This is a genomic window from Ruegeria sp. AB6 (assembly GCF_056542685.1).
Window position 1 is genome coordinate 623,956 of record NZ_JBQGAD010000001.1, and the last position, 24,835, is coordinate 648,790.

22 protein-coding genes are annotated in these 24,835 nt (G+C 60.5%); 8 read left to right on the top strand and 14 right to left on the bottom strand.

Annotation, left to right across the window (positions count from 1 at the left end):
• The first annotated feature begins 59 nt into the window (after positions 1–59).
• The gene (locus tag ACR0DB_RS03145; protein ID WP_480548825.1) at positions 60–3,212 is read left to right on the top strand and encodes a valine--tRNA ligase; all 3,153 of its coding nucleotides are present in this window, start codon (positions 60–62) and stop codon (positions 3,210–3,212) included.
• Between the two features lie 93 nt (positions 3,213–3,305).
• A complete protein-coding gene (locus ACR0DB_RS03150) occupies positions 3,306–3,638 on the top strand; it encodes a DnaJ family domain-containing protein (RefSeq protein ID WP_480548827.1) in 333 nt (110 codons plus the stop codon).
• On the opposite strand, the gene ACR0DB_RS03155 is transcribed toward ACR0DB_RS03150, so the two are convergent.
• Both ACR0DB_RS03155 and ACR0DB_RS03160 read right to left on the bottom strand, forming a co-directional pair.
• Positions 3,639–4,421 carry a crotonase/enoyl-CoA hydratase family protein gene (locus ACR0DB_RS03155; protein ID WP_170770023.1) on the bottom strand — a complete coding sequence of 261 codons (783 nt, stop codon included), beginning with the start codon at positions 4,419–4,421 and terminating at the stop codon, positions 3,639–3,641.
• Positions 4,422–4,485: 64 nt separating this feature from the next.
• Positions 4,486–5,556 (bottom strand): SMP-30/gluconolactonase/LRE family protein, encoded by a 1,071-nt coding sequence (locus ACR0DB_RS03160; RefSeq protein ID WP_480548829.1) that lies wholly within the window; start codon positions 5,554–5,556, stop codon positions 4,486–4,488.
• A 95-nt stretch (positions 5,557–5,651) separates the two neighbouring features.
• Between ACR0DB_RS03160 and ACR0DB_RS03165 the strand changes: the two genes are divergently transcribed.
• Positions 5,652–6,761 carry a pyridoxal phosphate-dependent aminotransferase gene (locus ACR0DB_RS03165; RefSeq protein ID WP_480549101.1) on the top strand — a complete coding sequence of 370 codons (1,110 nt, stop codon included), beginning with the start codon at positions 5,652–5,654 and terminating at the stop codon, positions 6,759–6,761.
• Positions 6,762–6,867: 106 nt separating this feature from the next.
• Here ACR0DB_RS03165 and ACR0DB_RS03170 read toward each other — a convergent pair whose 3' ends face one another.
• The 6 genes from ACR0DB_RS03170 to ACR0DB_RS03195 all read right to left on the bottom strand — a co-directional run bounded on the left by ACR0DB_RS03170 (position 6,868) and on the right by ACR0DB_RS03195 (position 15,655).
• Positions 6,868–8,058, bottom strand: coding sequence for a pyridoxal-phosphate-dependent aminotransferase family protein (locus ACR0DB_RS03170; protein ID WP_480548831.1), 1,191 nt, complete (start codon positions 8,056–8,058; stop codon positions 6,868–6,870).
• A 51-nt stretch (positions 8,059–8,109) separates the two neighbouring features.
• Positions 8,110–8,742, bottom strand: coding sequence for a bifunctional 4-hydroxy-2-oxoglutarate aldolase/2-dehydro-3-deoxy-phosphogluconate aldolase (locus ACR0DB_RS03175; RefSeq protein WP_480548833.1), 633 nt, complete (start codon positions 8,740–8,742; stop codon positions 8,110–8,112).
• A gap of 3 nt (positions 8,743–8,745) precedes the next feature.
• Positions 8,746–10,551, bottom strand: a complete 1,806-nt coding sequence (gene edd / locus ACR0DB_RS03180; protein WP_480548835.1) for a phosphogluconate dehydratase — start codon at positions 10,549–10,551, stop codon at positions 8,746–8,748.
• 2 nt (positions 10,552–10,553) lie between these two features.
• Positions 10,554–11,999 (bottom strand): glucose-6-phosphate dehydrogenase, encoded by a 1,446-nt coding sequence (gene zwf / locus ACR0DB_RS03185; RefSeq protein ID WP_170782839.1) that lies wholly within the window; start codon positions 11,997–11,999, stop codon positions 10,554–10,556.
• A gap of 127 nt (positions 12,000–12,126) precedes the next feature.
• A complete protein-coding gene (ptsP, locus tag ACR0DB_RS03190; protein WP_480548837.1) occupies positions 12,127–14,370 on the bottom strand; it encodes a phosphoenolpyruvate--protein phosphotransferase in 2,244 nt (747 codons plus the stop codon).
• Positions 14,371–14,416: 46 nt separating this feature from the next.
• Entirely contained in the window at positions 14,417–15,655 is a 1,239-nt protein-coding gene (locus ACR0DB_RS03195; protein WP_170753805.1) for an aspartate kinase, read from the bottom strand.
• A gap of 166 nt (positions 15,656–15,821) precedes the next feature.
• On the opposite strand from ACR0DB_RS03195, the gene ACR0DB_RS03200 reads away from it, so the two are divergent.
• On the top strand, positions 15,822–16,178 hold the full coding sequence (locus ACR0DB_RS03200) for a hypothetical protein (RefSeq protein ID WP_170770017.1): 357 nt from the start codon (positions 15,822–15,824) through the stop codon (positions 16,176–16,178).
• Between the two features lie 8 nt (positions 16,179–16,186).
• Here ACR0DB_RS03200 and ACR0DB_RS03205 read toward each other — a convergent pair whose 3' ends face one another.
• The 4 genes from ACR0DB_RS03205 to ACR0DB_RS03220 form a co-directional block, all read right to left on the bottom strand.
• Complete coding sequence (locus tag ACR0DB_RS03205; protein WP_480548840.1) at positions 16,187–16,642, bottom strand: DUF1178 family protein; 456 nt, start codon at positions 16,640–16,642, stop codon at positions 16,187–16,189.
• A 69-nt stretch (positions 16,643–16,711) separates the two neighbouring features.
• Entirely contained in the window at positions 16,712–17,170 is a 459-nt protein-coding gene (locus tag ACR0DB_RS03210) for an NUDIX hydrolase (RefSeq protein WP_480548842.1), read from the bottom strand.
• A 107-nt stretch (positions 17,171–17,277) separates the two neighbouring features.
• Positions 17,278–18,021 (bottom strand): EcsC family protein, encoded by a 744-nt coding sequence (locus tag ACR0DB_RS03215; RefSeq protein ID WP_170782845.1) that lies wholly within the window; start codon positions 18,019–18,021, stop codon positions 17,278–17,280.
• A gap of 53 nt (positions 18,022–18,074) precedes the next feature.
• Positions 18,075–18,569: a GNAT family N-acetyltransferase gene (locus ACR0DB_RS03220; RefSeq protein WP_480502769.1), complete on the bottom strand. Its 495-nt coding sequence runs from the start codon at positions 18,567–18,569 to the stop codon at positions 18,075–18,077.
• Positions 18,570–18,641: 72 nt separating this feature from the next.
• On the opposite strand from ACR0DB_RS03220, the gene ACR0DB_RS03225 reads away from it, so the two are divergent.
• On the top strand, positions 18,642–19,247 hold the full coding sequence (locus ACR0DB_RS03225) for a flavin reductase family protein (RefSeq protein ID WP_480548844.1): 606 nt from the start codon (positions 18,642–18,644) through the stop codon (positions 19,245–19,247).
• A gap of 133 nt (positions 19,248–19,380) precedes the next feature.
• On the opposite strand, the gene ACR0DB_RS03230 is transcribed toward ACR0DB_RS03225, so the two are convergent.
• Positions 19,381–21,015 carry a SulP family inorganic anion transporter gene (locus ACR0DB_RS03230; protein ID WP_480548846.1) on the bottom strand — a complete coding sequence of 545 codons (1,635 nt, stop codon included), beginning with the start codon at positions 21,013–21,015 and terminating at the stop codon, positions 19,381–19,383.
• 163 nt (positions 21,016–21,178) lie between these two features.
• Between ACR0DB_RS03230 and ACR0DB_RS03235 the strand changes: the two genes are divergently transcribed.
• Together ACR0DB_RS03235 and ACR0DB_RS03240 are read left to right on the top strand one after the other, a co-directional pair.
• On the top strand, positions 21,179–21,736 hold the full coding sequence (locus ACR0DB_RS03235; protein WP_480548848.1) for an invasion associated locus B family protein: 558 nt from the start codon (positions 21,179–21,181) through the stop codon (positions 21,734–21,736).
• A 76-nt stretch (positions 21,737–21,812) separates the two neighbouring features.
• Positions 21,813–22,685: an S-methyl-5'-thioadenosine phosphorylase gene (locus ACR0DB_RS03240; RefSeq protein ID WP_480548850.1), complete on the top strand. Its 873-nt coding sequence runs from the start codon at positions 21,813–21,815 to the stop codon at positions 22,683–22,685.
• 3 nt (positions 22,686–22,688) lie between these two features.
• Here the strand turns inward: ACR0DB_RS03240 and ACR0DB_RS03245 are convergent, their stop codons facing one another.
• Positions 22,689–23,546 (bottom strand): alpha/beta hydrolase, encoded by an 858-nt coding sequence (locus tag ACR0DB_RS03245; RefSeq protein ID WP_480548852.1) that lies wholly within the window; start codon positions 23,544–23,546, stop codon positions 22,689–22,691.
• 241 nt (positions 23,547–23,787) lie between these two features.
• Here ACR0DB_RS03245 and ACR0DB_RS03250 point away from each other — a divergent pair, with 241 nt between their 5' ends.
• Positions 23,788–24,804: a DUF418 domain-containing protein gene (locus tag ACR0DB_RS03250; RefSeq protein WP_480548854.1), complete on the top strand. Its 1,017-nt coding sequence runs from the start codon at positions 23,788–23,790 to the stop codon at positions 24,802–24,804.
• The last annotated feature ends 31 nt before the right edge of the window (positions 24,805–24,835 follow it).

Below are 24,835 nucleotides of genomic sequence, written 5' to 3' on the forward strand. Positions count from 1 at the left end.
CCTGCGCGCATTCGCTATTGCAATCGCTGACCCGAGATTGATGACGCAGGACGCACCCCATGGCGATGGAAAAGACATTCAACGCGGCCGAGGCCGAGGCCCGCATCTACGAGGCCTGGGAACAGGCCGGAGCCTTCAAGGCAGGCGCGAACCGCTCGCGCGACGAAAGCTTTACCATCATGATCCCGCCACCCAATGTGACGGGCGCGCTGCATGTGGGTCATGCGTTTAACAACACGCTGCAGGATATCCTGACCCGCTGGCACCGGATGCGCGGCTTCGACACGCTGTGGCAGCCCGGACAGGACCACGCAGGGATCGCCACCCAGATGCAGGTGGAAAAGATGCTGGCCGCCACCGGCCAACCCGGTCGCCGCGAACTGGGGCGCGAGGCGTTTCTGGACAAGGTCTGGGAATGGAAGGGCGAATATGGCGGCACGATCATTGAACAGCTGAAACGGCTGGGCTCCAGCTGCGACTGGTCGCGCAACGCTTTCACCATGGCGGGCGCACCGCGTGATCCGCGTACCGGCCACGAAAACTCTGCGAATTTTCACGACGCGGTGATCAAGGTTTTCGTCGATATGTACGAAAAAGGCCTGATCTATCGCGGCAAGCGACTGGTCAACTGGGACCCGCATTTCGAGACTGCGATCTCGGATTTGGAAGTCGAGAACATCGAAACGCCCGGCCACATGTGGCACTTCAAATACCCGCTGGCCGGGGGCGAGACCTATACCTATGTCGAAAAGGACGAGGACGGGAACATCGTGCTTGAGGAAGAGCGCGACTATATCTCGATCGCTACGACCCGCCCCGAAACCATGCTGGGAGACGGCGCGGTTGCGGTTCATCCGTCGGATGAGCGTTACGCCCCAATCATCGGGAAACTCTGCGAAATCCCGGTTGGCCCGAAAGAACATCGCCGCCAGATTCCGATCATCACCGATGAGTATCCCGATCCCGATTTCGGCTCGGGCGCGGTAAAGATCACCGGCGCGCATGACTTCAACGACAACATGGTCGCCAAGCGCGGCGGCATTCCGATGTACCGCCTGATGGACACCAAAGGCGCGATGCGGGCCGATGGCGCGCCTTATGCCGATGAGGCCGACAAGGCACAGGAATACGCGCGTGGTCGCGAATTCACCGAGAACGAGATCGACGCGATCAACCTGATCCCCGATCACCTGCGCGGCCTCGATCGGTTCGAAGCGCGTGCGAAAGTCGTCGAAGAAATCACCGCCGACGGTCTGGCCGTGATGACCCGCGCCGATGATCCGCGTCTGGGCACCAAGCTGGGCGAGGATGACGACCCGGCGGCGCTGGTCCCGCTGGTCGAGAGCAAACCGATCATGCAGCCCTTCGGCGACCGCTCGAAAGTCGTTATCGAGCCGATGTTCACTGACCAGTGGTTCGTCGACGCCGAAAAGGTAGTCGGCCCTGCGCTGGATGCGGTCAAGGACGGCACGGTCAAGATCATCCCGGAGTCGGGCGAAAAGACCTATTACCACTGGCTCGAAAACATCGAGCCCTGGTGCATCTCGCGTCAGCTGTGGTGGGGCCATCAGATTCCGGTTTGGTATGGGCTCGATCTGTCGGCCGAGAACTTCAAGGATGACGAAAACGACGGCAACCTTGATCTGGTCGAATTGGGCCGTTTGCTGAACGAAGGCGGCATGCTGCATCGTGGCAATGTCATGGAATGTGCCGCAAGCCTTGAGGCCGTCACTGAAAAATTCCTCGACGACAACGCTAACATTCCTAGCCCTTTGAGCCACGCGACGGTCATCGAAGTCGTAGACAAGCATGAAGCGATCCATCAGTTCGCCGAAAGTCTTGCCCAATACGCGGTCGAACAAGACCCGACCAAGCTGGTCTATCCGGTGTGGCGCGACCCCGACGTGCTCGACACGTGGTTCTCCTCCGGCCTCTGGCCGATCGGCACGCTCGGCTGGCCCGAGCAAACCGAGGAATTGGAGCGCTACTTCCCCACCGACGTTCTTATCACCGGCGCGGATATCCTGTTTTTCTGGGTCGCCCGTATGATGATGATGCAACTAGCCGTGGTGAACGAAATCCCGTTTCACACCGTCTACCTGCACTCGCTCGTCCGCGACGAGAAGGGCAAGAAGATGTCCAAGACCACCGGCAACGTCATCGACCCGCTAGAGATCGTGGACGAATTCGGTGCCGACGCGCTGCGCTTCACCAACGCCTCGATGGCGGCCATCGGCGGCGTCCTGAAACTGTCCCGCGACCGCATCACCGGCTATCGCAACTTCGGCACCAAGCTGTGGAACGCCGTCCGCTTTGCCGAGATGAACGAGGTCTTCACCGACACCGTCCCGCAACTGGACGTGGCCGACCTGAAACCCAAAGCCGCCGTGAACCGCTGGATCATCGGCGAAACCGCCCGCGTGCGGGCCGAGGTTGACGCGGCGCTGGAAAGCTATCGCTTCAACGATGCGGCCAACGGGCTGTACGCCTTTGTCTGGGGCAAGGTCTGCGACTGGTACGTGGAATTGTCGAAACCCCTGCTGCAAGGCGACGACGCCGAGGCGCAAGCCGAGACCCGCGCTACGATGCGCTGGGTTCTGGATCAGTGCATGGTCCTGCTGCACCCGATCATGCCCTTCATCACCGAAGAACTGTGGGACCTGACCGGCGACCGCGCGAAAATGGTCGTCCATGCCGACTGGCCGACCTATGGCACCGAACTGGTCGATGCCGACGCGGATCGTGAGATGAACTGGGTGATCTCGGTGATCGAGAACACCCGCTCGGCCCGTGCGCAAATGCGGGTTCCGGCGGGGCTGTATGTGCCGATGCTGGTGACAGAGATCGACGATCACGGCCAAGCCGCATGGGACCGCAACGAGGCGCTGATCAAGCGATTGGCGCGCATCGACAGCCTGACCAAAGCGGATGAGCTGCCCAAAGGCACCATCTCGATCGCGGCCCCCGGCGCGTCCTTCGGCCTGCCGCTGGCCGATATCATCGACATCGGCGCTGAAAAGGAACGGTTGGAGAAAGCCAAAGGCAAGCTGGCCAAGGAACTGGGCGGTCTGCGCGGGCGTCTGAACAACCCCAAATTCGTGGCCTCGGCCCCGGAAGAGGTTGTCGAAGAAGCCAAAGCCAACCTCGCCGCCCGCGAAGAAGAAGAGGCTAAACTGAACGAGGCGCTGGCCCGTTTGGAAGAAATAGCCTGATCTTCTTCTCGTTCCATATACGGAAATCCCAAACCTCGCCGCACCACCCGTGGCGGGGTTTTCAGTTTCAGAGACAGCCTTTAGAATAGTGCCATGTTCGGGTCGTTAGCAAAACTCATCGAACGCCAGATCCAAAAGGCGCAGGCCGAGGGGCAGCTAGAGGGCCTTGAAGGCGAAGGCCGCCCCCTGCCCGACCGATCCGGCGAAGCGCAAACCGATCCTGCTTTGGCCGCCGGGCATCGGATCATGGCGCAGGCCGGTGTTTTGCCCGAAGAATTCACGATCAAGAAACAACTCGACGCTGCCCGGCAGGACTATGCCACACTGAGCGATCCGCAAGCGCGCAAACGGGTGATGGCGCGCATCGCCGATCTTGAGATGCGCTATAACATGGCCCGCGACGCCCGCCGCGCATTTATGCGCTGATCACTTGAAGACGGGCTTGCGACCTTGCATTTGGGCCGCGATGACCTCCATCTGCTCGGGCTTGCCAATCAACTCAACCTGTTCGGCGGATTCGGCCATCAGCACCTCGGCGCGAGGCTGAGTTTCGGCCAGATCGATCAGCCGCTTGGCCGCGCGGATGGCCGACGGGCTGCGGCCCCCGATGTCTTCGGCAAGCGCTATGGCCTCGGTCAGTGGATCGTCAGAGAGTTTGGTCACCAAACCCCAATCCGCCGCCTGCGACGCGCCGATAGGCCGTGCAGTATAAGTCAACAGACGCAGAACGTCCGAGCGGACCAGCTTGGGCAGCAACACCATACCGCCCATATCGGGGATGATGCCCCACTTCATCTCCATCACGGCCAGTTTGGTGTCAGGATGCGCGATGCGCACATCCGCACCCAAGGCGATCTGCAACCCGCCGCCATAGGCCACGCCCTGAATGGCGCAAATTACCGGCATGGGTAGGCGTCGCCAGATCAAAGCCAGTTCCTGCATCTCGTTGGCATCTTCGTGACTGCGGGCCATCAGCCATTCGCGCGGGTCGATATGGGCCATCTTGGCAAAGCTCGCCATATCCAGACCAGCGCAGAAACTCTTACCTTCGCCCGACAACACCACCGCTCGCGCGTCCGAAGCCGCCACTTCTTGCCCCGCAGACAAAATCGCCTTGATCATCGCGTCATCCAACGCGTTCATCTTGTCGCCGCGCGTCAGCGTGACATGAGCGATGTGATCTTTGTATTCGACGGATACGCGTGACATGCGGACCTCCTATTACCGGTTGAGGTAAGCATGCCTGCAAGCGTCACCAAGTTCCAGATCAACGTTAGGGCAGCTTTTCGGCAGGCATTCGGCCGAACCACGGCGAATCCAGTGTCATGACATAGAAGTCATCACTTACAATCCGCCCTGCGGTCGTGATGCCCAGACGCCCAGCGGGGTCTTGCAGGTTTTGCAGGATCGTCCCGTTGCCGTCGAAGCGGATCACCATACCCCGATGGATCGGGGCGGGCCGCACCATCGGCCCCAACCGCCAGATCACCTTGCGCAGAAACGGATAAGGCATCAGCGCCTCAGTCGGTACGCGCGGGCTGGCGAAGGCCAGCCAATAGGTGCCGTCGCCTTGGGCTTTGATATTGTCTGGATAGCCCGGCAGGTTGTCCAGAAACACCTCTTGTGTTCCCGCTTTGGGACCAGTCAGCCACAGCCTGTGCACCCGAGCGCGCCCGGTTTCAGCGATCAGCAGAAAATCTTCGTCAGGCGAGAGCGCGACCCCATTGGTATAGACAAACCCTTCGGCGATCTTTTCGACGGCGCCCTCCGGCGAATAGCGGGCGACATAGCCAGTGGGCGATTGCTCCCAAATCGCTAGAACCGAAGTGGGTTTGGTACCCCCCATGGTTTCCGGGTCGAAACGGTCGGACGAGTTCGAGAAATAAACCGTGCCATCACGCCCGACGTCCAGATTGTTGGCGTAGGTCACCGGTGCGCCGTCAATTTCAGAGACTAGCGTTTCCAAATTCCCCGGCCCGGTCCAGCGCATCAGTCCCCGATAGCTGTCCGAGATATAGAGGGCTCCGTCAGGACCGGCCTTCAGACCCAACGGTCGGCCGCCAAGATCGTCGACCTTCTGCGGCGCATCCTGATCAATGCGATAGAGCGCTCCGGACTGTGTGGTCGTAAAGACTGTGCCATCAGGCAGACCAGCAATGTCTTCAGGGCCCTCCTCGCCGTCGGGCAGGGAGATCAGTTCAAGCCGATCCAGCGCGTTGTTTTCGGCGAATTCGCCCGTAAAACCAGGGGCCTTTGGGGCGTCCCAGACGACGGGCTCAACTGCGACCGGCCAAAAAAGCAGATAGGCGAGACCAATTAGGATCAGACCGATTGCGATGCGCATGTGCGCTCCTTCCGTTGTGGCTTGGCGCAAGGGTGCGGGTGTTTTGCCCGCAGCGCAAGCTTGCCTGACGGATGACCTTACGTTTATCTGCCTTCATGACAGAGTTCCGCTTTACCCCACTTGCCCAATCCCTACCCGCCACCGTGCCTTTTGTCGGCCCAGAAACGCAGGAGCGGCAGCGCGGTGCGCCTTTTCTGGCTCGATTGGGGGCCAATGAAAGCGTCTTTGGCCCCTCTCCGCGTGCGATTGAGGCGATGGCGCGGACCGGGATCTGGATGTATGGCGATCCCGAAAACCACGACTTACGCCATGCTTTGGCGGATCACCATGACGTTGCGCCCGAGAATATCGTTGTGGGCGAGGGGATTGACGGGCTGCTGGGATATCTGGCGCGCCTATTTGTCGGGCCGGGCGATGCCGTTGTGACCTCGGACGGGGCCTACCCTACCTTCAACTACCACGTGGCCGGGTTCGGAGGGGTGCTGCACAAGGTGCCTTATAGAGATGACCATGAGGACCCCGTGGCGCTGTTTGCCAAGGCGGCTGAGGTAGGTGCCAAGTTGGTTTATCTGGCCAACCCGGACAACCCAATGGGCACTTGGCACAGGGGTGCAGATATCGTCGCCGCGATGGACAAGCTGCCTGCAGGCTGCGTGCTGGTTCTTGACGAGGCTTATGTAGAATGCGCCCCCGAGGGCACCGCCGCCCCGGTCGATGCAAACGACCCGCGCCTGATCCGCATGCGTACCTTTTCCAAAGTTCACGGCATGGCAGGCGCGCGGGTTGGATATGGGATCGGGGCACCGGCGTTGATTTCAGCGTTCAACAAGGTCCGCAATCATTTCGGAATGAACCGCGCGGCGCAGGCGGGGGCCTTGGCGGCTTTGCAGGATGATGAATGGCTGGCCCATGTTCAGCACCGCATTGCGGCGGCGCGGGACCGCATTGGTGTCATCGCACGGGAACATGGGTTGGAGCCTCTGCCCTCGGCCACCAATTTCGTTGCCATTGATTGCGGGTGTGACGGAGAGTTTGCCAAGGCGGTGTTGGAGGCGCTGGTTGCGCAGGGCATTTTCGTGCGGATGCCATTTGCGGCGCCTCAGAACCGATGCATTCGGATCAGCTGCGGCGCAGAGAAGGATCTGGATGCGTTTGCATCAGCTTTGCCCAAGGCGCTGGCTGAGGCGCAGGCGCGTTTTCCCTGAGCTGGGCTCGCATAGTGAGCGAGCGGGGGGGCTGTCTGCCCCCCATCGCGCTTGGCGCGATTCCCCCCGAGGATATTTTTAGCCAGATGAAGGGCGGATCTACGCTCTAGGCCGCGAGAGCGGCGGCGGCGGCTTCGAGCGCGCCTTTACCGCGCGGGATGTTCAGCGCCGCGAGCGCGGTTTCGACCCCGCCCAGCATCGCCATCACCATTTGGGCGTTGACATGACCCATATGGCCGAGGCGGAAGCAGCCGTCCCAGTCATCCATCCCCAGGCCAATACCAAGGGTGAGGCCGAGTTGGGTTTCGGTGAAGTGGCGCAGCGGGGTGCCCTGCCCGTCCACTAGGCGCAGCGCTGTGACTGCGTGACTGCGGTATGCGCGGTCCGCCACGTTCAGATGCAGCGCGCCGCCTTCGGCCCATGTCTCGCAGGCGGTCCAGATGGCGGTGGCAAGGCGTTCGTGGCGTGCCCAAACATGTACGAGCCCTTCGGTGTGGATCAGGTCTAGCGCGGCGCGCAAGCCGTAGAGATGATGGGTCGGCGCGGTGCCGTCGAAATACTGATAGAACAGGTCGGGCTGGGCGCGCGGCACCCAATCCCAGTATTGCGAAACGAGGGGCATGGTGGCGCGTTTGGCGGCGGCTTTTTCGTTGAAAAAGACAAAGCCTACTCCTGCAGGGGTCATCAGTCCTTTCTGGCAGGCGGTGACCATGACATCGACGCCCCATGCATCCATCTCGAACCGGTCGCACCCGAGCGATGCGATGCAATCGGCCATCAGTAGAGCGGGATGGCCTAAGTCATCCAGCAGGGCACGCAATGCTGGAATATCGTTGCGTACGGAAGTCGACGTGTCCACATGCACTGCCAAAACGGCTTTGATCTCATGTGTTTTGTCAGCGCGTAATGCATCAGCGATGAGGTCAAAATTCCAAGGCAAAGAGGTCCCAAAATCAATCAGCTGCGGCTTGGCGCCAATGCCTTCGGCCATCTCGGCCCAGCCATAGGTGAACCGGCCGGACGCTGGGGCCAGAACCACCTCACCCGGAGCGATCACGTTGGACAGTGCCGCCTCCCACGTGCCGTGACCGTTGGCGATGTAGATCGCCACGTTGTGTTCGGTTCGCGCCACGCGTTTGAGGTCGCGGGTCAGGGCGGGCATCATCTCGATCAGTGCGCCATCATAGATGTTGGGCGACGGCCGATGCATCGCTTGCAACACGGCATCCGGCATCACTGAGGGGCCCGGGATGGCCAGATACTCGCGCCCTTGCGCGAGAGAGATGTGGTTTGTCATGGGGTCTACCTGTCTGAATTGACGCCCAATTTAGTGACGTCCCGCGCGGCGTCAATCCATCAGCTGCGACGCCTCACGTGCAAGTTTTTCGATCCCGGTCCAGTCGCCGTCCATGACCATCTGTTTGGGCGCGACCCAGCTACCGCCTGCGCAAACAACATTCGACAAAGACAGGTAATCGCGTGCATTTGACGGCGACACACCACCCGTTGGGCAGAATGTGATTTGCGGCAGCGGCGCGCCGATCGCTTTGAGCGCGGGGGCACCACCGGACGCTTCGGCCGGGAAGAATTTCAGCATGTCATAGCCCTGCCCAAACAGGCGCATCGCCTCAGAGGCAGTGGCCGCACCCGGCAGCAGGGGCAAGCCTTCGGCTTCACATGCGGCGATCAAAGCGTCGGTTGCACCCGGTGAGACACCAAATTGCGCACCCGCCTCTTTCGCTGCGCGGACGTCTTCTGGGGTGATCAGCGTACCAGCACCAACCACACCACCCGGCACCTGAGCCATGGCGCGGATCGCGCTGAGCGCCGAAGGCGTGCGCAGGGTGACCTCAAGCGCGGGGAGGCCTCCTGCGACCAAAGCCTCGGCCAGAGGCCGTGCTTGAGCCGCGTCATCGACGACCAGAACCGGCACGATTGGGGCCAGTGCGCAAATCTCGCGGGTGCGTTGGGTTTTGGACATGGTTTACACTCCGAAAATGCTGGCGCCAGTGTCAGCGGACCCGACATTCTGGCGGAAGGCTCCGAACAGGTCCCGCCCCACGCCGTGCTGATTGGCGCTGAGGTCGGCGGTGACAGGTCTACGATCCAGCACGCCGGGCGTCAGGATCTCCAAATCGCCTTTTACTGCGTCGACCCGCAGGATATCGCCGTCTTGCAGGCAGGCGATGGGGCCGCTATCCAGCGCCTCGGGGACCACATGGATCGCAGCGGGGACCTTGCCGGAAGCGCCCGACATGCGGCCATCGGTGACCAGCGCGACCTTTTGGCCTCGGCCCTGCAGGATCGACAGCATGGGCGTCAGAGAATGCAGCTCGGGCATCCCGTTTGCCTTTGGACCCTGAAAGCGGACGACGACGATGGTGTCGTCAGTGAACTCTCCGGCCTTGAAGGCGGCTTTGACCGCGTCTTGGTCGTGGAACACGCGGACCGGGGCCTCGACCACCTGATGTTCGGGGGCAACGGCCGAGACCTTCATGACGCCCGTTCCCAGATTGCCCGTCAGGCGTGACAGGCCACCGGTGGGTTGGAACGGGTCGCTGGCCGGACGGAGAATCTTGTCGTTCAGGCTATGCCCTGCACCTTCTTCCCAGACCAAGTCACCACCTTTCAGCTTAGGTTCCTTGGTGTAGTTATGCAGCCCCTGCCCTGCGACCGTCAGCGTGTCTGGATGCAGCAGGCCGTCCTCCAGCAAAGTACCGATGCAATAGCCCAGTCCGCCTGCGGCGTGGAAATGGTTCACATCGGCCAGACCGTTGGGATAGACCCGCGCGACCAGAGGCACCACGGCGGAAATGTCAGAGAAATCCTCCCAATCCAACACGATACCCCCTGCCCGCGCCATGGCGATCAGGTGGATCAGCAGGTTGGTGGAGCCCCCCGTAGCCATCAAGCCGACAATCCCGTTCACAAAAGCGCGTTCGTCGAGGATCTGGCATACGGGCGTATAGTGGTTGCCCAGCGCGCTGAGCGACAGGGCGCGGCGCGCGCCTTCCTCGGTCAGCGCATCACGCAGGGGGGTGTTGGGGTTGACGAAGCTAGAGCCCGGCAGGTGCAGGCCCATGAACTCCATCAGCATCTGGTTGGTGTTGGCAGTACCGTAGAAGGTACAGGTGCCAGGGCCATGATAGGCGGCCATTTCGGCCTTCATCAACTCGTCGCGGCCGACTTCTCCGGCGGCGAATTTCTGGCGGACCTTGGCCTTTTCGTCGTTTGGCAGGCCGCTGGTCATAGGACCGGCGGGTAGGAAGACGGCGGGCAGATGGCCAAACGCCTGCGCCCCAATGATCAGGCCGGGGACGATCTTGTCGCAGACGCCTAGGAAAACGGCAGCGTCATAGGTGTTGTGACTGAGGGCCACGCCGGTCGCCAGCGCGATCACATCGCGCGAGAACAAAGACAGCTCCATCCCCGCCTCGCCCTGCGTGACGCCATCGCACATCGCAGGCACGCCGCCCGCGACCTGCGCTGTTCCACCTGCCGCGCGGATCGCATCGCGGATCAGGGCGGGGTAGCGTTCGAACGGCTGGTGGGCCGAAAGCATGTCGTTATAGGCGGTGACGATGCCCAGATTGCCTGCCGTGCCGGTGGCCATGGACTGCTGATCCTCGCCCGCACCGGCATAGGCATGGGCCTGTCCACTGCAGGACAGGTGCGCGCGAGCGGGGCCTTTGGATTTGGCCCGCTCCATCCGTTCCAGATGCGGGCCCCGCAGATCGGCGCTGCGCGTGATAATGCGCTGAGTGACGTCGGTGATGACGGAATGAACCATGATTACCCTCCGATCTGACGCCAGCGGCGTCCGTCCCGATGCATCAGCATCAGGGCTTCCTCTGGGCCGGAACTGCCCTGATCGTATTTGGCAGGCCGGTCACCACGCTGTTCCCAGCCGTTTATAATAGGATCGACCCAGGCCCAGGCGGCCTCGGCCTCATCCCCGCGCATGAACAGGGTCTGGTCGCCGCGAATGACATCCATGACCAGTCGCTCATAGGCGTCCTGCGCCCGCGCATCTGCGCCCAGCGCCTCGGCAAAGCTCATGTCCAGCGCCACATCAGACAGACGGAAACCGCCCGGGCCGGGGTCTTTGATCGTGGTGCGCAGGGTAATGCCTTCGTCCGGTTGAAGGCGGATCACCAGCACGTTGCCATGCAGAGGGCCAACATTCGGAAAAATCGTATGCGGCGGGTCGCGGAAGAACACCGCGATCTCGGATTCGCGGGCCCGCAGGCGCTTGCCCGTGCGCAGATAGAACGGCACCCCGGCCCAGCGCCAGTTGCCGATATGCGCCTTGAGCGCAATGTAGCTTTCAGTGCGGCTGGCCGGATCTCCGACATGGTCCAGATAGCCGTCGCCACCCTTGTCGGTGCGGTACTGACCTCGGGCGATGTCCCTTGCGTCGACCGGTTCCAGCGCCTCGATCACCTTGACCTTTTCATCGCGCACCGCGTTGGGCGCGAATTTCGAAGGCGGCTCCATCGCCGTCAGACACAGAAGTTGTACCAGATGGTTCTGGATCATATCCCGCATCGCGCCGGATTGGTCGTAGTAGGCCCCGCGCCCTTCGACCCCGACGGTTTCAGCGACGGTGATCTGAACGTGGTCGACATGAGTGGCGTTCCACAGCGGCTCGAACAGGGAATTGGCAAAGCGCAAGGCCATCAGGTTCTGCACCGTTTCCTTGCCCAAATAATGGTCGATACGGTAAATCTGATGTTCCTCGAAACAGCCGCGCAGCCCTTCGTTTAGCGCCTTGGCCGAGGCCAGATCGTGCCCGAACGGCTTTTCCACGACGATCCGGCTGTCAGGCGTTGCCACGCCGTGGTCGTTCAGGCGTTGTGCTATCCCGGAAAACAGGCTGGGACCGACCGACAGGTAAAAGGCGCGCACCACGTCCGGGCGCAGCATTTTGGCTAGCTCTGGCCAGCCTTTGTTCCCCAGTGCATCCACCGAGACATATTCGACCTGTGCCAGAAACCGATCCAGCACATCCTTTTTGAACTCCGGCGCGAATTCCTTCATCGACGCGCGGACCTGATCTCGGAACGCGGCGCTGTCGATATCCGAGCGCGCGGTGCCGATCACCCGGGCTTCGGGCGGCATCTGGCCGACCTGGAAGCGATGATACAGGCCGGGCAGGATCTTGCGCTGCGCCAGATCTCCGGTCGCGCCAAACAGCACCAGATCGAAGGGATTAACCGGGATTACGCGTGAAACCATCGACAGGCTCCTTCAGAACTCACTGGGTTTACCAGTTATGTTATCGCTAACATTCACCGCCGAATTAATGAAATCCGACGCATAAATCAACACCGGATTTGAAATTAGTTTCAAAACCCCTGCCCGCTCAGCCCTGATTGCGCAGCCACTCCATGACAGCGGGGCGCACGGATTGTTCGCCCCGGTGCCGCGCATCTGCGATGATCTTGCGCAGAGACTGCAGATCAGCCCGTAGCAGAACGCTTTTCACCGGCCCGATCGAGGCAGGCCGCATCGACAGCGACCGGATGCCCATCGCAGCAAGACAAAGCGCTTCAACAGGGCGACCGGCATCCTCACCGCAGAACGACAGTGGCGTGTTCGAGATATTGCAGCGCTCGACGATGCGCTCAATGAAGCTGAGGAAGCTGACATTCAGCGTATCATAGCGGCGGCGCACCAGTTCATTCTCGCGGTCAGCGGCAAAGAAGAACTGTTTCAGGTCATTGCCCCCGATCGAGACAAAATCCACCTCGTCAAAGAACTTCTGCGGCGCAAAAGCCAACGAGGGCGTTTCCAGCATCGCGCCCACTTCGATCTTTTCCGGCAGGACGTGACCCAGACGCTTTTCGCGTTCAATGGTCTTGTTGACCTCCCACCTGGCATCACGGAATTCGTCAGCCTGTGCCACAAATGGGAACATGATCGTCAGCGGGCGGCCATTGGCGGCGCGCATCAAAGCCTGCAACTGCATCCGCATCACGCCGCGTTTGTCCAGCCCCACCCGAATTGCGCGCCAACCCAGCGCGGGGTTGGGTTCTTCCACGTGTTTCATGTAGGGCAGAACCTTGTCCGAACCGATGTCCAGCGTCCGGAACACCACGCGCTTTTCGCCCGCCGCGTCCAGAACCCGCTGATACTGCGTCACAAGCTCGGACCGTTTCGGCATCTGATTGCGGATCAGGAATTGCAACTCGGTCCGAAACAGGCCTACGCCCTCGGCCCCCGAATTGCCCAGCGAAGGCAAATCCGCCATCAGACCCGCATTCATCACCAGATTAATCCGCTCGCCATCACGGGTCACACAAGGCGTTTCGCGGATCGAGGCATATCTCTCTTGCGCCTGCGCCTGCATGGCGATCTTGTCGCGGAAGGCAGTGACGACGGAATCTTCGGGGCGCAGATGGACGCTGCCGTTGTCACCGTCGACAAGGATGTGATCCCCGTTCAACGCCTCGGTCGTAATTCGGCCCACATGCACAACCAGCGGAATCGCCAAGGCCCGCGCCACAATCGTTGCGTGGCTTCCGACCGAGCCTTCTTCCAGCACAATCCCTTTCAGCGACCTGCCATATTCCAGCAAGTCTCCGGGCCCGATATTCCGAGCGATCAGGATCGGGTCAGGCGGCAAATCCGCGCCATTGGTGTTGCCTTGCCCGGTGAGAATACGCAGCAGACGGTTGCTGAGGTCGTCCAGATCAGCCAAACGTTCGCGCAGGTAGGGATCCGTTACTTGCCCCATCCGCACCCGGGCCTGCGATTGCTCCTTTTCGACAGCCGCCTCGGCGCTCAAGCCGCGAGCGATGTCTTCCTCCATCCGGCGCATCCAGCCCTTGGAATTCGCGAACATCCGGTAGGCTTCCAGCACCTGCAACTGCTCGGTATCGCCATCCTTTGATATCTCGAGCATCTTGTCGACGCCGACCCGCAATTCATCGACGGCCTCGGTCAGCCGCTCACGTTCGCGATGAGGGTCTTCGGCAATGGGGTTGGTGACCACCACGCGTGGCTCGTGCAACCAGACATGGCCCTCGGCCGAGCCTTCCTGCGCCGGGCCGCCGCTCAGCTGTACCGATTGCTGGTGTCGTGGCGACAGAGCCGCACCCTCACCCACAAAGGCACCCAGTTCGGTCATCTCGGCCAGCACCATGGCGACTACTTCCAGCGCATAGACCTCGTCCGCCGAGTATTCCCGCGCGTCGCGGGATTGGACCACCAGAACACCAAGTTTTTCACCCAGACGTTGGATCGGCACACCCAGGAAAGACGAGAATCTCTCTTCCCCGGTTTCAGGCATATAACGGAAACCCTTGGCGGCAGGCGCATTCGGTGTGTTCACGATTTTGCCGAACTTAGCTACACGACCCACAAGCCCCTCACCCATGCGCATTCGGGTCTTATGAACAGCCTCGGGTGACAACCCTTCGGTCGCGCAGAGCTCCAATGTGTCTTCATCGCGAAACAGATAGATCGAGCACACTTCGGCCCGGATACTATCGGCGATCAGGTGGGTGATCCGGTCAAGACGTTCCTGACCGGCGGCCTCGCTCGCCATCTCTTCGCGCAGCCGCCCAAGCAGCTTGCGGGATTCAGTTTCGGTACCGTCCGCCATGGCCCACCCAAATTAGTGCGTCAGGCAAGACCTTTGGCTGAAACGCTCAGGCCGCCTTGTCCAGTTCAAAGGCATCATGCAGTGCCTGAACCGCAAGTTCCATGTATTTCCTGTCCACAAGGACGGAAATTTTAATCTCGGAGGTTGTGATGACCTTGATGTTGATCCCCTCATCCGAGAGAATTTTGAACATCTTGGCCGCAACACCCGATTGCGACCGCATGCCGATGCCAACCACCGAAACCTTGCAGACGTCTTCGTCGGCGACCAGTTCGGCATAGTTCAACTCACCCGCATCCTTGATCGCCAGCAATGCCTTTTCGGCGCGTGCCACCTGATCGGTCGGGCACGAGAACGTCATGTCGGTGCGTCCCTCGTCCGAGATGTTCTGCACGATCATGTCTACATTTACGCCTTCATCGCTGAGCGCGGTAAAGATGATCGAGGCGATGCCGGGGCGGTCTGCCACGGACACGACGGTCATCTTAGCTTCGTCGCGGGAATAGGCCACACCGGCCACAACATTGGATTCCATGATATCCTCCTCATCGACGACCAGCGTACCGGCCTCGTCGGATTGTTCTTCGAAACTTGAGAGAACGCGCAGTTTCACCTTGTAGCGCATCGCCAGCTCGACCGAGCGGGTCTGCAGCACCTTGGCCCCAAGCGAGGCCAATTCAAGCATTTCTTCGAACGAAATACGATCCAGCTTGCGCGCCTTTTCACAGATGCGCGGATCGGTGGTATAGACGCCGTCCACATCGGTATAGATGTCGCACCGCTCCGCGCCAAAAGCTGCGGCAAAGGCCACCGCCGTCGTATCCGATCCACCGCGACCCAGCGTGGTGATGCGGCCCTCGGGGCTGATGCCCTGGAACCCGGCGACGACGGCAACTCGCATGCCTTCGCCGAATTTCTGGTTCAGGTTCTCGGTCGGGATTTCCTCGATCCGGGCCTGGCTGTGGGCGCTGGTGGTCATCAGCGGCACCTGCCAGCCCTGCCAGCTGCGGGCGGGGATATCCATTTCCTGAAGCGTCAGCGCCATCAAGCCGGCGGTCACATTCTCGCCCGAGGATACAACCGCATCATATTCGCGCGCATCAAACAGCGGAGAGGTTTCGTTCACCCAGCCTACCAACTCATTGGTTTTACCGGACATGGCCGAGACGATGACAATGACGTCATAGCCCTTTGCCACCTCGACGCCGATACGTTTCGCAGCGCGGCGGATGCGGTCCAGGTTGGCGACAGATGTGCCGCCGAATTTCATCACGAGTACGGGCATGGGGGCTGGTGTCTCCGCGCCTTGGAATTCAGATCCCGAGCGTCTTATGTCAGGGGGGCCGCAAGGGCAAGTGTTCAAAACCTTTTCCACTGCGGTCTAACGGGTGCTTTACATCCCCCCTCCACGGTGTCAGCTTGGCCCCATTCCATTTGTGAAGAGGTTCCCCATGCCCCGCCTAGCTCTTGCTTTTGTCTTATTGTCCACACCCGCTTTGGCTCAGCAAGCCTCGCTTGCCGCAACAGATGGGCAGAACGCGCTTGGAACCGTACCCTGTGCCACCAATGCGGGCGAACCCCTGCGCAGCTGCAACGCCGAGCTGCGCCATCGAGACGATGGACGGATAACTCTGGCAGTTGGCATGGGCAATGGCGAGGTGCGCAACATCTATTTCGCCGACGGCGTCCCAGAATCCACCGATTCCGCCGCGCGGCTCAGCTATGAGACTCAGGGAAACGTCATGGTGATCTTCGTTGACCCCGGCGAGGTCTACGAAATCCCCACGGCGGCGTTGGCCCCTCGGTAAACTTAGGATCAGTTGCTTTTGCGGCTGGGGATAAAGGGCAAGGGCGCGACAGGAACGCCGTCCTCAATCAGGGCCTTGGCCTCTTCGGGTTTGGCTTCACCATAGATAGCCCGTTCTGGGGCATCACCCAAATGCATTTTGCGTGCCTCGGACGCGAAATCCTTACCCACGTAGTCCGAGTTTTCCTCGACCTTGCGCCGCAACTCGGACAGCGCCTTCTCAAGCTCGGCGGGCGGAACCGACATCTCGACCGGGTTTTCTTCCTTGGCAGGTGTTTCGCTGCGCGCCTCGACCTTTCTGGCTGGGCGCACACGCGGGGTCATGATCGCCTTTTCAACGCAAGCGTCGCCACAGATGGCACAGACCACCATGCCTGCCCCGGCAAGCTTGCCGTAAGCGGCGGCCGATTGGAACCAACTGTCAAACGCGTGGCCCTGGCTGCATTTCAAGGCGTATTGAATCATGATCCGTCCAGATTGCGATTGCCGAATAGATACTGACCATCAAAACAATGACAAGCCCCAGTCTGCAGATCAATGCGACTGCGTTGGCACCCGCCGTAACATTTGGGCGAGTTCAGGCTGATCCACCTGCGCTGCCGCTTCCTGCACCGAAAACCATGCGCGCTCACGATCATCGCATTCGGGATAGCGCTCCGATAAAGACGTTACCATCAGCGGGAACACTTCCACTAGGCAAAGGACCGCCTCTTTTTTGCGCCGTTGTTTTATGTGCGTGTACCGCCCGATCATCTCAGCCGAACAGACCCCACGCACGCCCGCTTCTTCCCAGGCTTCCTGCCGCGCTGCCTCGGACGAGGACATCCCCTTGATCAATCCGCCCTTGGGAATGATCCAGCGGCCCGACCTACGAGTTGTGATCAGCAAAACTTCGGGGGCGCCGGCACGCAAACGGTAACACAAAGCGGCGGATTGTTGTTGAACCGGAATCCTGTCTGCTTCCGGCAGTTGATACCGCCATAGCCTGCTCATGCCTTGCGCCCCTTTCAACACCTGCGACGCCCAAAGCTTTGGTTTTTTGTACTTATTTAGAGGGTCGTCGCAGAACTCCTACCATACTTGGCGAACTCCACCAAGCGTCACATGCGTGCGGCCAGTTTTCGCACAAGATCGTCATGCGGGATATCGGCATCACTGGCCAATCGGCGCAAACCGAAATGCACGCGGGCGATACGCTGGTAATAGCGTGTGTAGACATAGTTCGTCCCACCACCAGCAAGCGCCCCCAAAACAGGTACGGATTGCGCGGCGAGTTTTTGCCCCAGCACCACCGCCAGTTTCGGCGCGACGGTGGCGATCAGCTTTTGAAGGGCCGGTCCGGTCAACGTCATCCGAGCTGAAAAAAACCCGAAATCCGCACCATCGTCGAAGGACAGCGGACCCGCCGCGGACAGAACCTGCACACAATCGAATTTCACACCGTCTTCCGATGGGTCAAACCCTTCTCGTGCGGCAGCACCCTGTATGGCGCGCAACAGCATCGTGGTCGTTGCGGGCAATTCCACCAAAGAGGTCGACACTCCGCCCACACCGCCTGCTGCGCCCATGGCCGTGGTCACAGCCGTATTCACCCAAGGTCGTTGATCCGGCACCGCCCTGCGCGACCCTTCGGCGGCATGCATGGCCACCCAAAGCGCCTGCTCGGTTGCTCCGGTCAACGCCTCTCGCAGTGACGGGGGCAGTTGATCCAGCAGGGTTTCCGCAGATCCGCCCAGACTGTTGAGCAACCGAACACCCGGCCCACCCGCCGAGCGGTAGTACCCGGCCAGCCGGTCCAACTCTGCCTCGGCATCCAGTTTTTCGACAAGAACAACGTTCTGCATGCGTGCCCTCCTGTCCTAAAAAGATCGGCACTATGCCCCGTTTTTTCAATAGTTCATCGGTCCCAACGCGTTACAGGACCTTTGACATCCGTCCACGCGTCCAAGGCAAGCTCAGCCCCCAGAACCCGTTCGGGATTGGTGGGCGGCGGCATCTCAACTCCGGTCAGGCGGGCGAAGCCGAAACGACTGTAATAAGGTGCATCGCCCACCAGCATCACCCGCTCCCATCCTCTGATAAGACCTGCCTGTAAGCCCTCGTGTATGAGGAAACCGCCCAAGCCCTCCCCCTGATGGGTGGGGTGCACGGCCACCGGCCCCAGCAACAACGCATCGAAGGTCCCCACATGAACGGGCCAGAACCGGATCGCCCCCGCCAAAATGCCCTCACCATCTCGGGCCACTAGAGACAAGCCCTCAACCGGCGGAACATCATCGCGCAACCGGTACGAGGACAGCGCCTCGCGCCCAGGCGCAAAGCACAGGTCGTACAAAGCCTCGACCTCCCACCAATCGTCCGGGTCCTCCGGCTTGATCGTGAATTGCTGCACCCCTGCCCTCTTTTCCTTGCTGGAATTCGCCCTAGCACTTCGTTACGCCTTGGGCAAACGCTTGGAGTTCATATGTTCTATCGCCCCGAAGACGGCCACGGCCTGCCGCATAACCCTTTCAACGCCATCATAACCCCGCGCCCGATTGGCTGGATCTCTTCCCGCGACGGCGATGGGATCAACAATCTGGCGCCGTACTCCTTCTTCAACGGGGTCGCGTATACACCGCCACAGGTGATGTTTGCCACGACCGGGACGAAACCCGACCAAGACGGCGGCAAAGACAGTCTCGCCAATATCGAAGCAACAGGCGTTTTCTGCGTAAACGTTGTCGCCCATGCGCATCGTGATGCGATGAATGCCAGCTCCGCCGGGTTACCAAAACATGTGGATGAATTCGACCACGCAGGTTTGACTGCAGTGGAGTGCGAGACGATCCCATGTGCTCGGGTTCAGGACGCGCCCGCCGCCCTGGAATGCAAGCTGACCCAGATCGTCACACTGCCCGGCGCGGCGAACCGCGTTGTTTTCGGCGAAGTCACCGGTGTCCACCTTCGCGATGACTGTTTGAAGGATGGCAAGTTCGACGTCACGGCGTTTCAGCCACTGGCACGGCTCGGATACCGCGACTATTCGGTGGTTACTGAACTATTCTCACTCAACCGCCCGGATGACTAACCGTGTAGGAGGCGCTGCCCCCGCCGCCTATTCGGCGACTCCCCCGGCATATTTTTAGCCAGATGAAGCAGGGGATCCTTCATTCAACTGGCCCCAAATATCCCGGAGCGCGAGGCAGAGCCTCGCTAAATACTCAGTGGCCGCCCAGAATGCCCGTACGGACAGAGTAATCCACCGCAATCTCGTAGTCAGGGTCATCGTCGCTATCGACCATAAGGTGACCAGCTTTGTTCAGCAGCTTGTGGCAATCTCGGCTCAGGTGGCGCAGCATCACGCGTTTACCGGCCGCTTCGTATTTGCCAGCAATGTTTTCGATCGCCTGAAGGGCCGATTGATCGACCACACGGCTTTCGGCGAAATCCACTATGACGGTCTCGGGATCATTCGGGACATCGAAAAGTTCGACAAATCCGTCAGAAGAACCAAAGAACAGAGGGCCTTGGATTTCGTAGACTTTCGCACCTTTCTCTGTTTCAGAATCCCGTGTAATCGCATGGATGCGCTTGGCGTTGTTCCAGGCATAGGCCAGAGCCGAGACGATGACGCCGACGACAACTGCAACCGCAAGGTCCTCCATCACCGTAACAACCGTCACCAGCACGATGACGAACGCATCCATCAGGGGCACTTTGCGCATGATGTTGAACGAGTTCCAAGCGAAGGTACCGATGACCACCATGAACATCACGCCGACCAATGCGGCCAGCGGAATCTGCTCGATCAGCGGGGACGCGAAAAGGATGAAAATCAACAAAAACAAGGCTGCCGCGATGCCAGCGATTCGAGTTCGACCACCGGATTTCACGTTGATCATCGACTGGCCGATCATCGCGCAGCCGCCCATGCCACCGAAGAACCCGGTAGCGACGTTGGACACGCCTTGCGCGATGCATTCCTGTGACGCTCCGCCCCGTTTGCCCGTGATTTCACCCACAAGATTCAGGGTCAGCAGCGATTCAATCAGGCCGATGGCGGCCAGAATGACGGCGTAGGGCAGAATGATTTCAATGGTTTCCCAGGTCAGCGGCACCATCGGAATGTGGAAATGCGGCAGGCCGCCTTCGATCGAGGCCAGATCGCCTACGCGCGGTACATCCAGGCCAAAGCCGATCACCAGCGCGGCAACAACGACAATCCCGGCCAGAGGGGCCGGAACAACACGCGTGATGCGCGGCATGACCCAAATCACCGCCATGGTCAGCGCGACCAGGCCCAGCATGGTGTAAAGCTGCAGACCCGAGAGCCACTCACCTCCGCCCATGCCGTGGCCGGTGTTCTCCATTGTGCCCGGAACCTTGAACTGCCCAAGCTGCGCCAGAAAGATCACGATCGCCAGCCCGTTTACAAAGCCCAACATCACCGGATGCGGCACCAAGCGGATAAACCGGCCCCAATGCATCGCCCCGGCAATCACTTGCAGGATGCCCATCAGAACCACGGTCGCGAACAGGTATTCCACGCCATGCTCCGCCACCAGCGCCACCATCACAACCGCCAAGGCCCCGGTCGCGCCCGAGATCATACCCGGGCGCCCGCCGATCAGCGCCGTGATCAGGCCGACCATGAAGGCAGCATAGAGGCCAACCAACGGATGCACGCCCGCGACGAAGGCAAATGCAACCGCTTCGGGAACCAACGCAAGAGCCACGGTCAGGCCAGACAGCAGTTCGATCCGCAAACGGGACGGTGTCAGCCCTTCATCCGGCACCCAACGCAGGTCGGGTTTGGCAATACGGTTGGCAAAGCTTGCCAGCATGGCTCTGGGCATGGAATGTCCTGTCGGTTGATCTGCGCGCGAAAGGGGCCTTCTACCTGTCATCCGCCCTCTGAGCCACCGCACCAGGCGGGAGGCTGCTATGCACGAGGCGCATAGCCGATATCTCACAGAGTCGTGAGTTGAACCTGCCACACCGGGGGCACACCTTCGCGCCATGCGATGGCTGATCTTGTTTCTTCTGACCCCTATTGCCGCTATAGCGCAGGACTTGCAGGGTAATGACACTGCCAGCAACTGGCGTGTGACCCACTATGAAACCTACGGGGTTTGGAATTCCATCTGCGATGAGCGCGAGGAATACGGCGCGCTCAAGCAACGCTGTTACATTCGCCGTGCCGAGGTGTTTTCGCTGCGCCCGAAATTTGGAGCACAGTTCATCTTTATCACCCTTGCCCCGGATGGCGTGGAGATCGAGTTCGGTATCGAGCCCGGCACTTTGTTCTGGCCATCCGGCTTTCGGATCGATGGAAAGGACGGAGCGGTTTGGCGCATGCGCAGACCCGGATGTCTGACCGGGTTGAGCTGCACGTTTGACGGCGTCGGTGCGGATGAGATCGTTGAAGCCATGCTGAAGGGCGAGGCCTATCGGTTCGAATTCCGCGACAGGCATGGGCAGGCGCAAGACCTGACATGGCCTTTGCAGGAATTCAGCGCCGCTTGGGCGGATTTCCAACAACAGGCGCAAGCGCGCAATCTGTTGACGTCACAATAACCCGCATTGCCCCTTGTCAGCCGCCGCCGCTCGGCGCACAAATCCTTCAACTCGCACAACAACTCGGAGAAAGCACGTGACCCAGACCAAGATTGCCGTCATCGGCGGATCAGGCATTTACGACATTGACGGGTTGGAAAATGCAGAATGGGTCACTGTTGAAACGCCTTGGGGCGATCCCTCGGACCAGATTCTGACCGGGTCATTGGACGGTGTAGCAATGGCGTTCCTTCCCCGTCACGGACGCGGCCATGTGCATTCTCCGACCGAGGTGCCCTATCGCGCCAATATCGACGCGTTGAAACGGCTGGGTGTCACCGATGTGATCTCGGTTTCTGCCTGTGGATCGTTTCGCGAACATATGGCGCCGGGGGACTTTGTGATCGTCGATCAGTTCATCGACCGGACCTTTGCGCGCGAGAAAAGTTTCTTCGGTACCGGCTGCGTTGCGCATGTCAGCGTAGCCCATCCCACCTGCCCGCGCCTGTCGGATGCGTGTGAAACCGCAGGCAAGGCCGCCGGGATCAACATCCACCGGGGCGGCACCTATCTGGCGATGGAAGGCCCGCAATTCTCATCTCTGGCGGAATCCAAGATGTACCGCGAACACTGGGGCTGTGACGTGATCGGCATGACCAACATGCCCGAGGCGAAACTCGCCCGCGAGGCCGAGCTGTGCTACGCCTCAATCGCGATGGTCACGGATTACGACAGTTGGCACCCTGACCACGGCGAGGTTGACGTGACCGCCATCATCGCCACCCTGACCGGCAACGCGGAAAAAGGCAGGGCCCTGGTCAAAGGGTTGCCCGCGCTTTTGGGAACAGACCGCGCCCCCTGCCCGCATGGATGTGACCGAGCGCTGGAATACGCCATTCTGACCGCACCGGAAAAACGTGACCCGGCCCTGCTGGCCAAGTTGGATGCGGTGGCCGGGCGGATTCTGTGACCGCTAGTTGATCAGCGCCTGTTGTACTTGATCCCATAGGCCGTGGGACCAGAGGTCGTCATGCGTACCGTCGGGAATGATGAAAAGCTGCGCGTTGTCTCCGGCCATTTCGGCCAGAGCTTGCCCGTGATGGACCGGGATGGTCGTGTCCGCCGTGCCGTGGAAGATCAGCGTTGGCACGGTGATTTGATCAATCAGGTCGCGGGTCGCGAATTGGTCTTTCATAAGGGCTGAGACCGGCAGGAACGGATAGCGTTCAGCGGCGACATCGACCGTTGCGGTGAACGGTGCCTCCAACACCAAGAGGCGTGCATCAGGGCGCTGCGCGGCCACCGCGGCGGCAACGCCGGTTCCAAGGCTTTGCCCATGCAGAACGACCGTGTGACCTTCGGCAGCAAGGCGGTCATACATCTGGATCCCATCGCCGATCAGCGCTGGTTCAGAGGGCGTGCCCTCACTACCCGGAAAGCCGCGATAGCTGGGGGCGAACAGGCCTAAACCACTGTTGAGGATTTCACGCATCCGATCCGCGCGATCCGCCAGACTGCCGGATTGACCATGGAAAAACAGCACTGTAGGCGCGCCTTCGGTGGCCGGAGGAGCCGTCCACACAGCCAGCTGGGTACCATCGGCCATGGGCAGTGCAAGCACCTCTACATCCGCCAGACCGACCGTTGCCGGCACAGGTAGCGTCTCACCCGGTTTGAACAACAGCGATTGTTGGTTGGCGTACATATACCCAAGGATCGCGGCATAGGCAGCAGCACAGATCGCAACCAAAAGGATCAGCGCCCTTTTGAGCCGCGCGCTTGTGAGACCATGCCCCGTGTTGCGTGGATGATCCGTTTGCACCTGTGCCATGTGCCTCCTCCCGGTTGAAATCTGCCTGTTCATAGACTGGGAACCCTGCCCTGTGTTTCAAGGCGTGACCGCGCGGTTTAATGCAATCTTCAGACTGTTGCGGAAATACCGCCCTGCGCGCGGGTTGGATAGGGTCAAGGTTGAAAACAGGCGCAGCCGCTCGCGATTTGTTTACCGGGTGCAGCCGCACTTGCGCCACAAAGACCCGACAGAACCGCAGGCGACAACGATGAGGACAAGCATGAAACGGTTGGAGGCACTGGACGCAGCCCGGTTTTTGGCGTTCTGCGGTATGGTGTTGGTGAATTTCCGGATCGCGGCGCAGGTTGCGCCGGATGGCGGCTGGGCGACGGCTCTGGTCGATGCGCTGGAGGGGCGTGCAGCGGCCTTGTTCGTGATCCTGGCCGGGATCGGCATCAGCCTGTCACACATCGCGGCCCCTCTGCTGCTGCGGCGTGCTTTGTTCCTTTTTGGATTGGGGCTGATCAACATGAACGTGTTTGGCGCCGACATCGTGCATTTCTACGCATTGTATTTTGTGGTCGGCGCAGCGTTTTTGACCGCCTCGGCGCGAAGCCTTTGGTTGGGCGCTCTGGGTATCGTCGGATTGGCTGTACTGGCCAATCTGACCTTCGACTACAGCAATGGATGGAACTGGGCGACCCTGACGTATAACGACCTCTGGACCTTACCCGGTTTTCTGCGCAACGCGGTCTTCAACGGCTGGCATCCGGTTTTGCCATGGGCTGCGTTCCTGCTGATTGGCATGGCAATTGGGCGGTCAGAACTCCACACGATCTGTATCCAACACCGCCTGATCATGTGGGGGTTCGGCGCAGCAGTGCTTGCAATGTTTCCTTCGATGCTGGTCAAGGACCCTGACCTGGTCGCTTACCTGGGCACCGAATCCATTCCGCCCGGACCATTCTATATCCTCGCCGGAACCGGATCGGCCTGCGTGGTGATCGGGCTGCTGCTGAAACTGTGGCCAAAGCTCAAACGCTTGGGCGTCGCATCAGCTTTGACAGCGCCGGGGCGGATCAGCCTGACACTGTATGTCGCGCATATCCTGATCGGTATGGGCGCGCTAGAGGAAGCAGATCTGCTGGACGGTTCTCTCTCCCCTGCTCAGATTGTCTTCTATGCGCTGGGCTTTTGCATACTGTCTTCACTGGCGGGCCTGCTTTGGTCGCGTTGGTTCACGCGTGGACCGCTTGAGGGCCTGATGCGTCGCATGACTCAGCCACGTGCGGCTTGACCTTCTCGGTATCGCAGGGCTTTCTGGCGGT

Bases quoted from the DNA above. Each gene is read 5' to 3' on its own strand.
- ptsP (WP_480548837.1), bottom strand. From the start codon at position 14,370: ATGGCGGACGGTACCGAAACTGAATCCCGCAAGCTGCTTGGGCGGCTG.
- ACR0DB_RS03175 (WP_480548833.1), bottom strand. From the start codon at position 8,742: ATGTCCAAAACCCAACGCACCCGCGAGATTTGCGCACTGGCCCCAATC.
- zwf (WP_170782839.1), bottom strand. From the start codon at position 11,999: ATGGTTTCACGCGTAATCCCGGTTAATCCCTTCGATCTGGTGCTGTTT.
- ACR0DB_RS03230 (WP_480548846.1), bottom strand. From the start codon at position 21,015: ATGCCCAGAGCCATGCTGGCAAGCTTTGCCAACCGTATTGCCAAACCC.
- ACR0DB_RS03250 (WP_480548854.1), top strand. From the start codon at position 23,788: ATGAAACGGTTGGAGGCACTGGACGCAGCCCGGTTTTTGGCGTTCTGC.
- ACR0DB_RS03160 (WP_480548829.1), bottom strand. From the start codon at position 5,556: ATGCGCATCGCAATCGGTCTGATCCTAATTGGTCTCGCCTATCTGCTT.
- ACR0DB_RS03170 (WP_480548831.1), bottom strand. From the start codon at position 8,058: ATGACAAACCACATCTCTCTCGCGCAAGGGCGCGAGTATCTGGCCATC.
- ACR0DB_RS03245 (WP_480548852.1), bottom strand. From the start codon at position 23,546: ATGGCACAGGTGCAAACGGATCATCCACGCAACACGGGGCATGGTCTC.
- ACR0DB_RS03205 (WP_480548840.1), bottom strand. From the start codon at position 16,642: ATGATTCAATACGCCTTGAAATGCAGCCAGGGCCACGCGTTTGACAGT.
- ACR0DB_RS03195 (WP_170753805.1), bottom strand. From the start codon at position 15,655: ATGCCCGTACTCGTGATGAAATTCGGCGGCACATCTGTCGCCAACCTG.
- ACR0DB_RS03225 (WP_480548844.1), top strand. From the start codon at position 18,642: ATGTTCTATCGCCCCGAAGACGGCCACGGCCTGCCGCATAACCCTTTC.
- ACR0DB_RS03210 (WP_480548842.1), bottom strand. From the start codon at position 17,170: ATGAGCAGGCTATGGCGGTATCAACTGCCGGAAGCAGACAGGATTCCG.
- ACR0DB_RS03235 (WP_480548848.1), top strand. From the start codon at position 21,179: ATGCGATGGCTGATCTTGTTTCTTCTGACCCCTATTGCCGCTATAGCG.
- edd (WP_480548835.1), bottom strand. From the start codon at position 10,551: ATGGTTCATTCCGTCATCACCGACGTCACTCAGCGCATTATCACGCGC.
- ACR0DB_RS03155 (WP_170770023.1), bottom strand. From the start codon at position 4,421: ATGTCACGCGTATCCGTCGAATACAAAGATCACATCGCTCATGTCACG.
- ACR0DB_RS03200 (WP_170770017.1), top strand. From the start codon at position 15,822: ATGCCCCGCCTAGCTCTTGCTTTTGTCTTATTGTCCACACCCGCTTTG.
- ACR0DB_RS03145 (WP_480548825.1), top strand. From the start codon at position 60: ATGGCGATGGAAAAGACATTCAACGCGGCCGAGGCCGAGGCCCGCATC.
- ACR0DB_RS03165 (WP_480549101.1), top strand. From the start codon at position 5,652: ATGACAGAGTTCCGCTTTACCCCACTTGCCCAATCCCTACCCGCCACC.
- ACR0DB_RS03215 (WP_170782845.1), bottom strand. From the start codon at position 18,021: ATGCAGAACGTTGTTCTTGTCGAAAAACTGGATGCCGAGGCAGAGTTG.
- ACR0DB_RS03150 (WP_480548827.1), top strand. From the start codon at position 3,306: ATGTTCGGGTCGTTAGCAAAACTCATCGAACGCCAGATCCAAAAGGCG.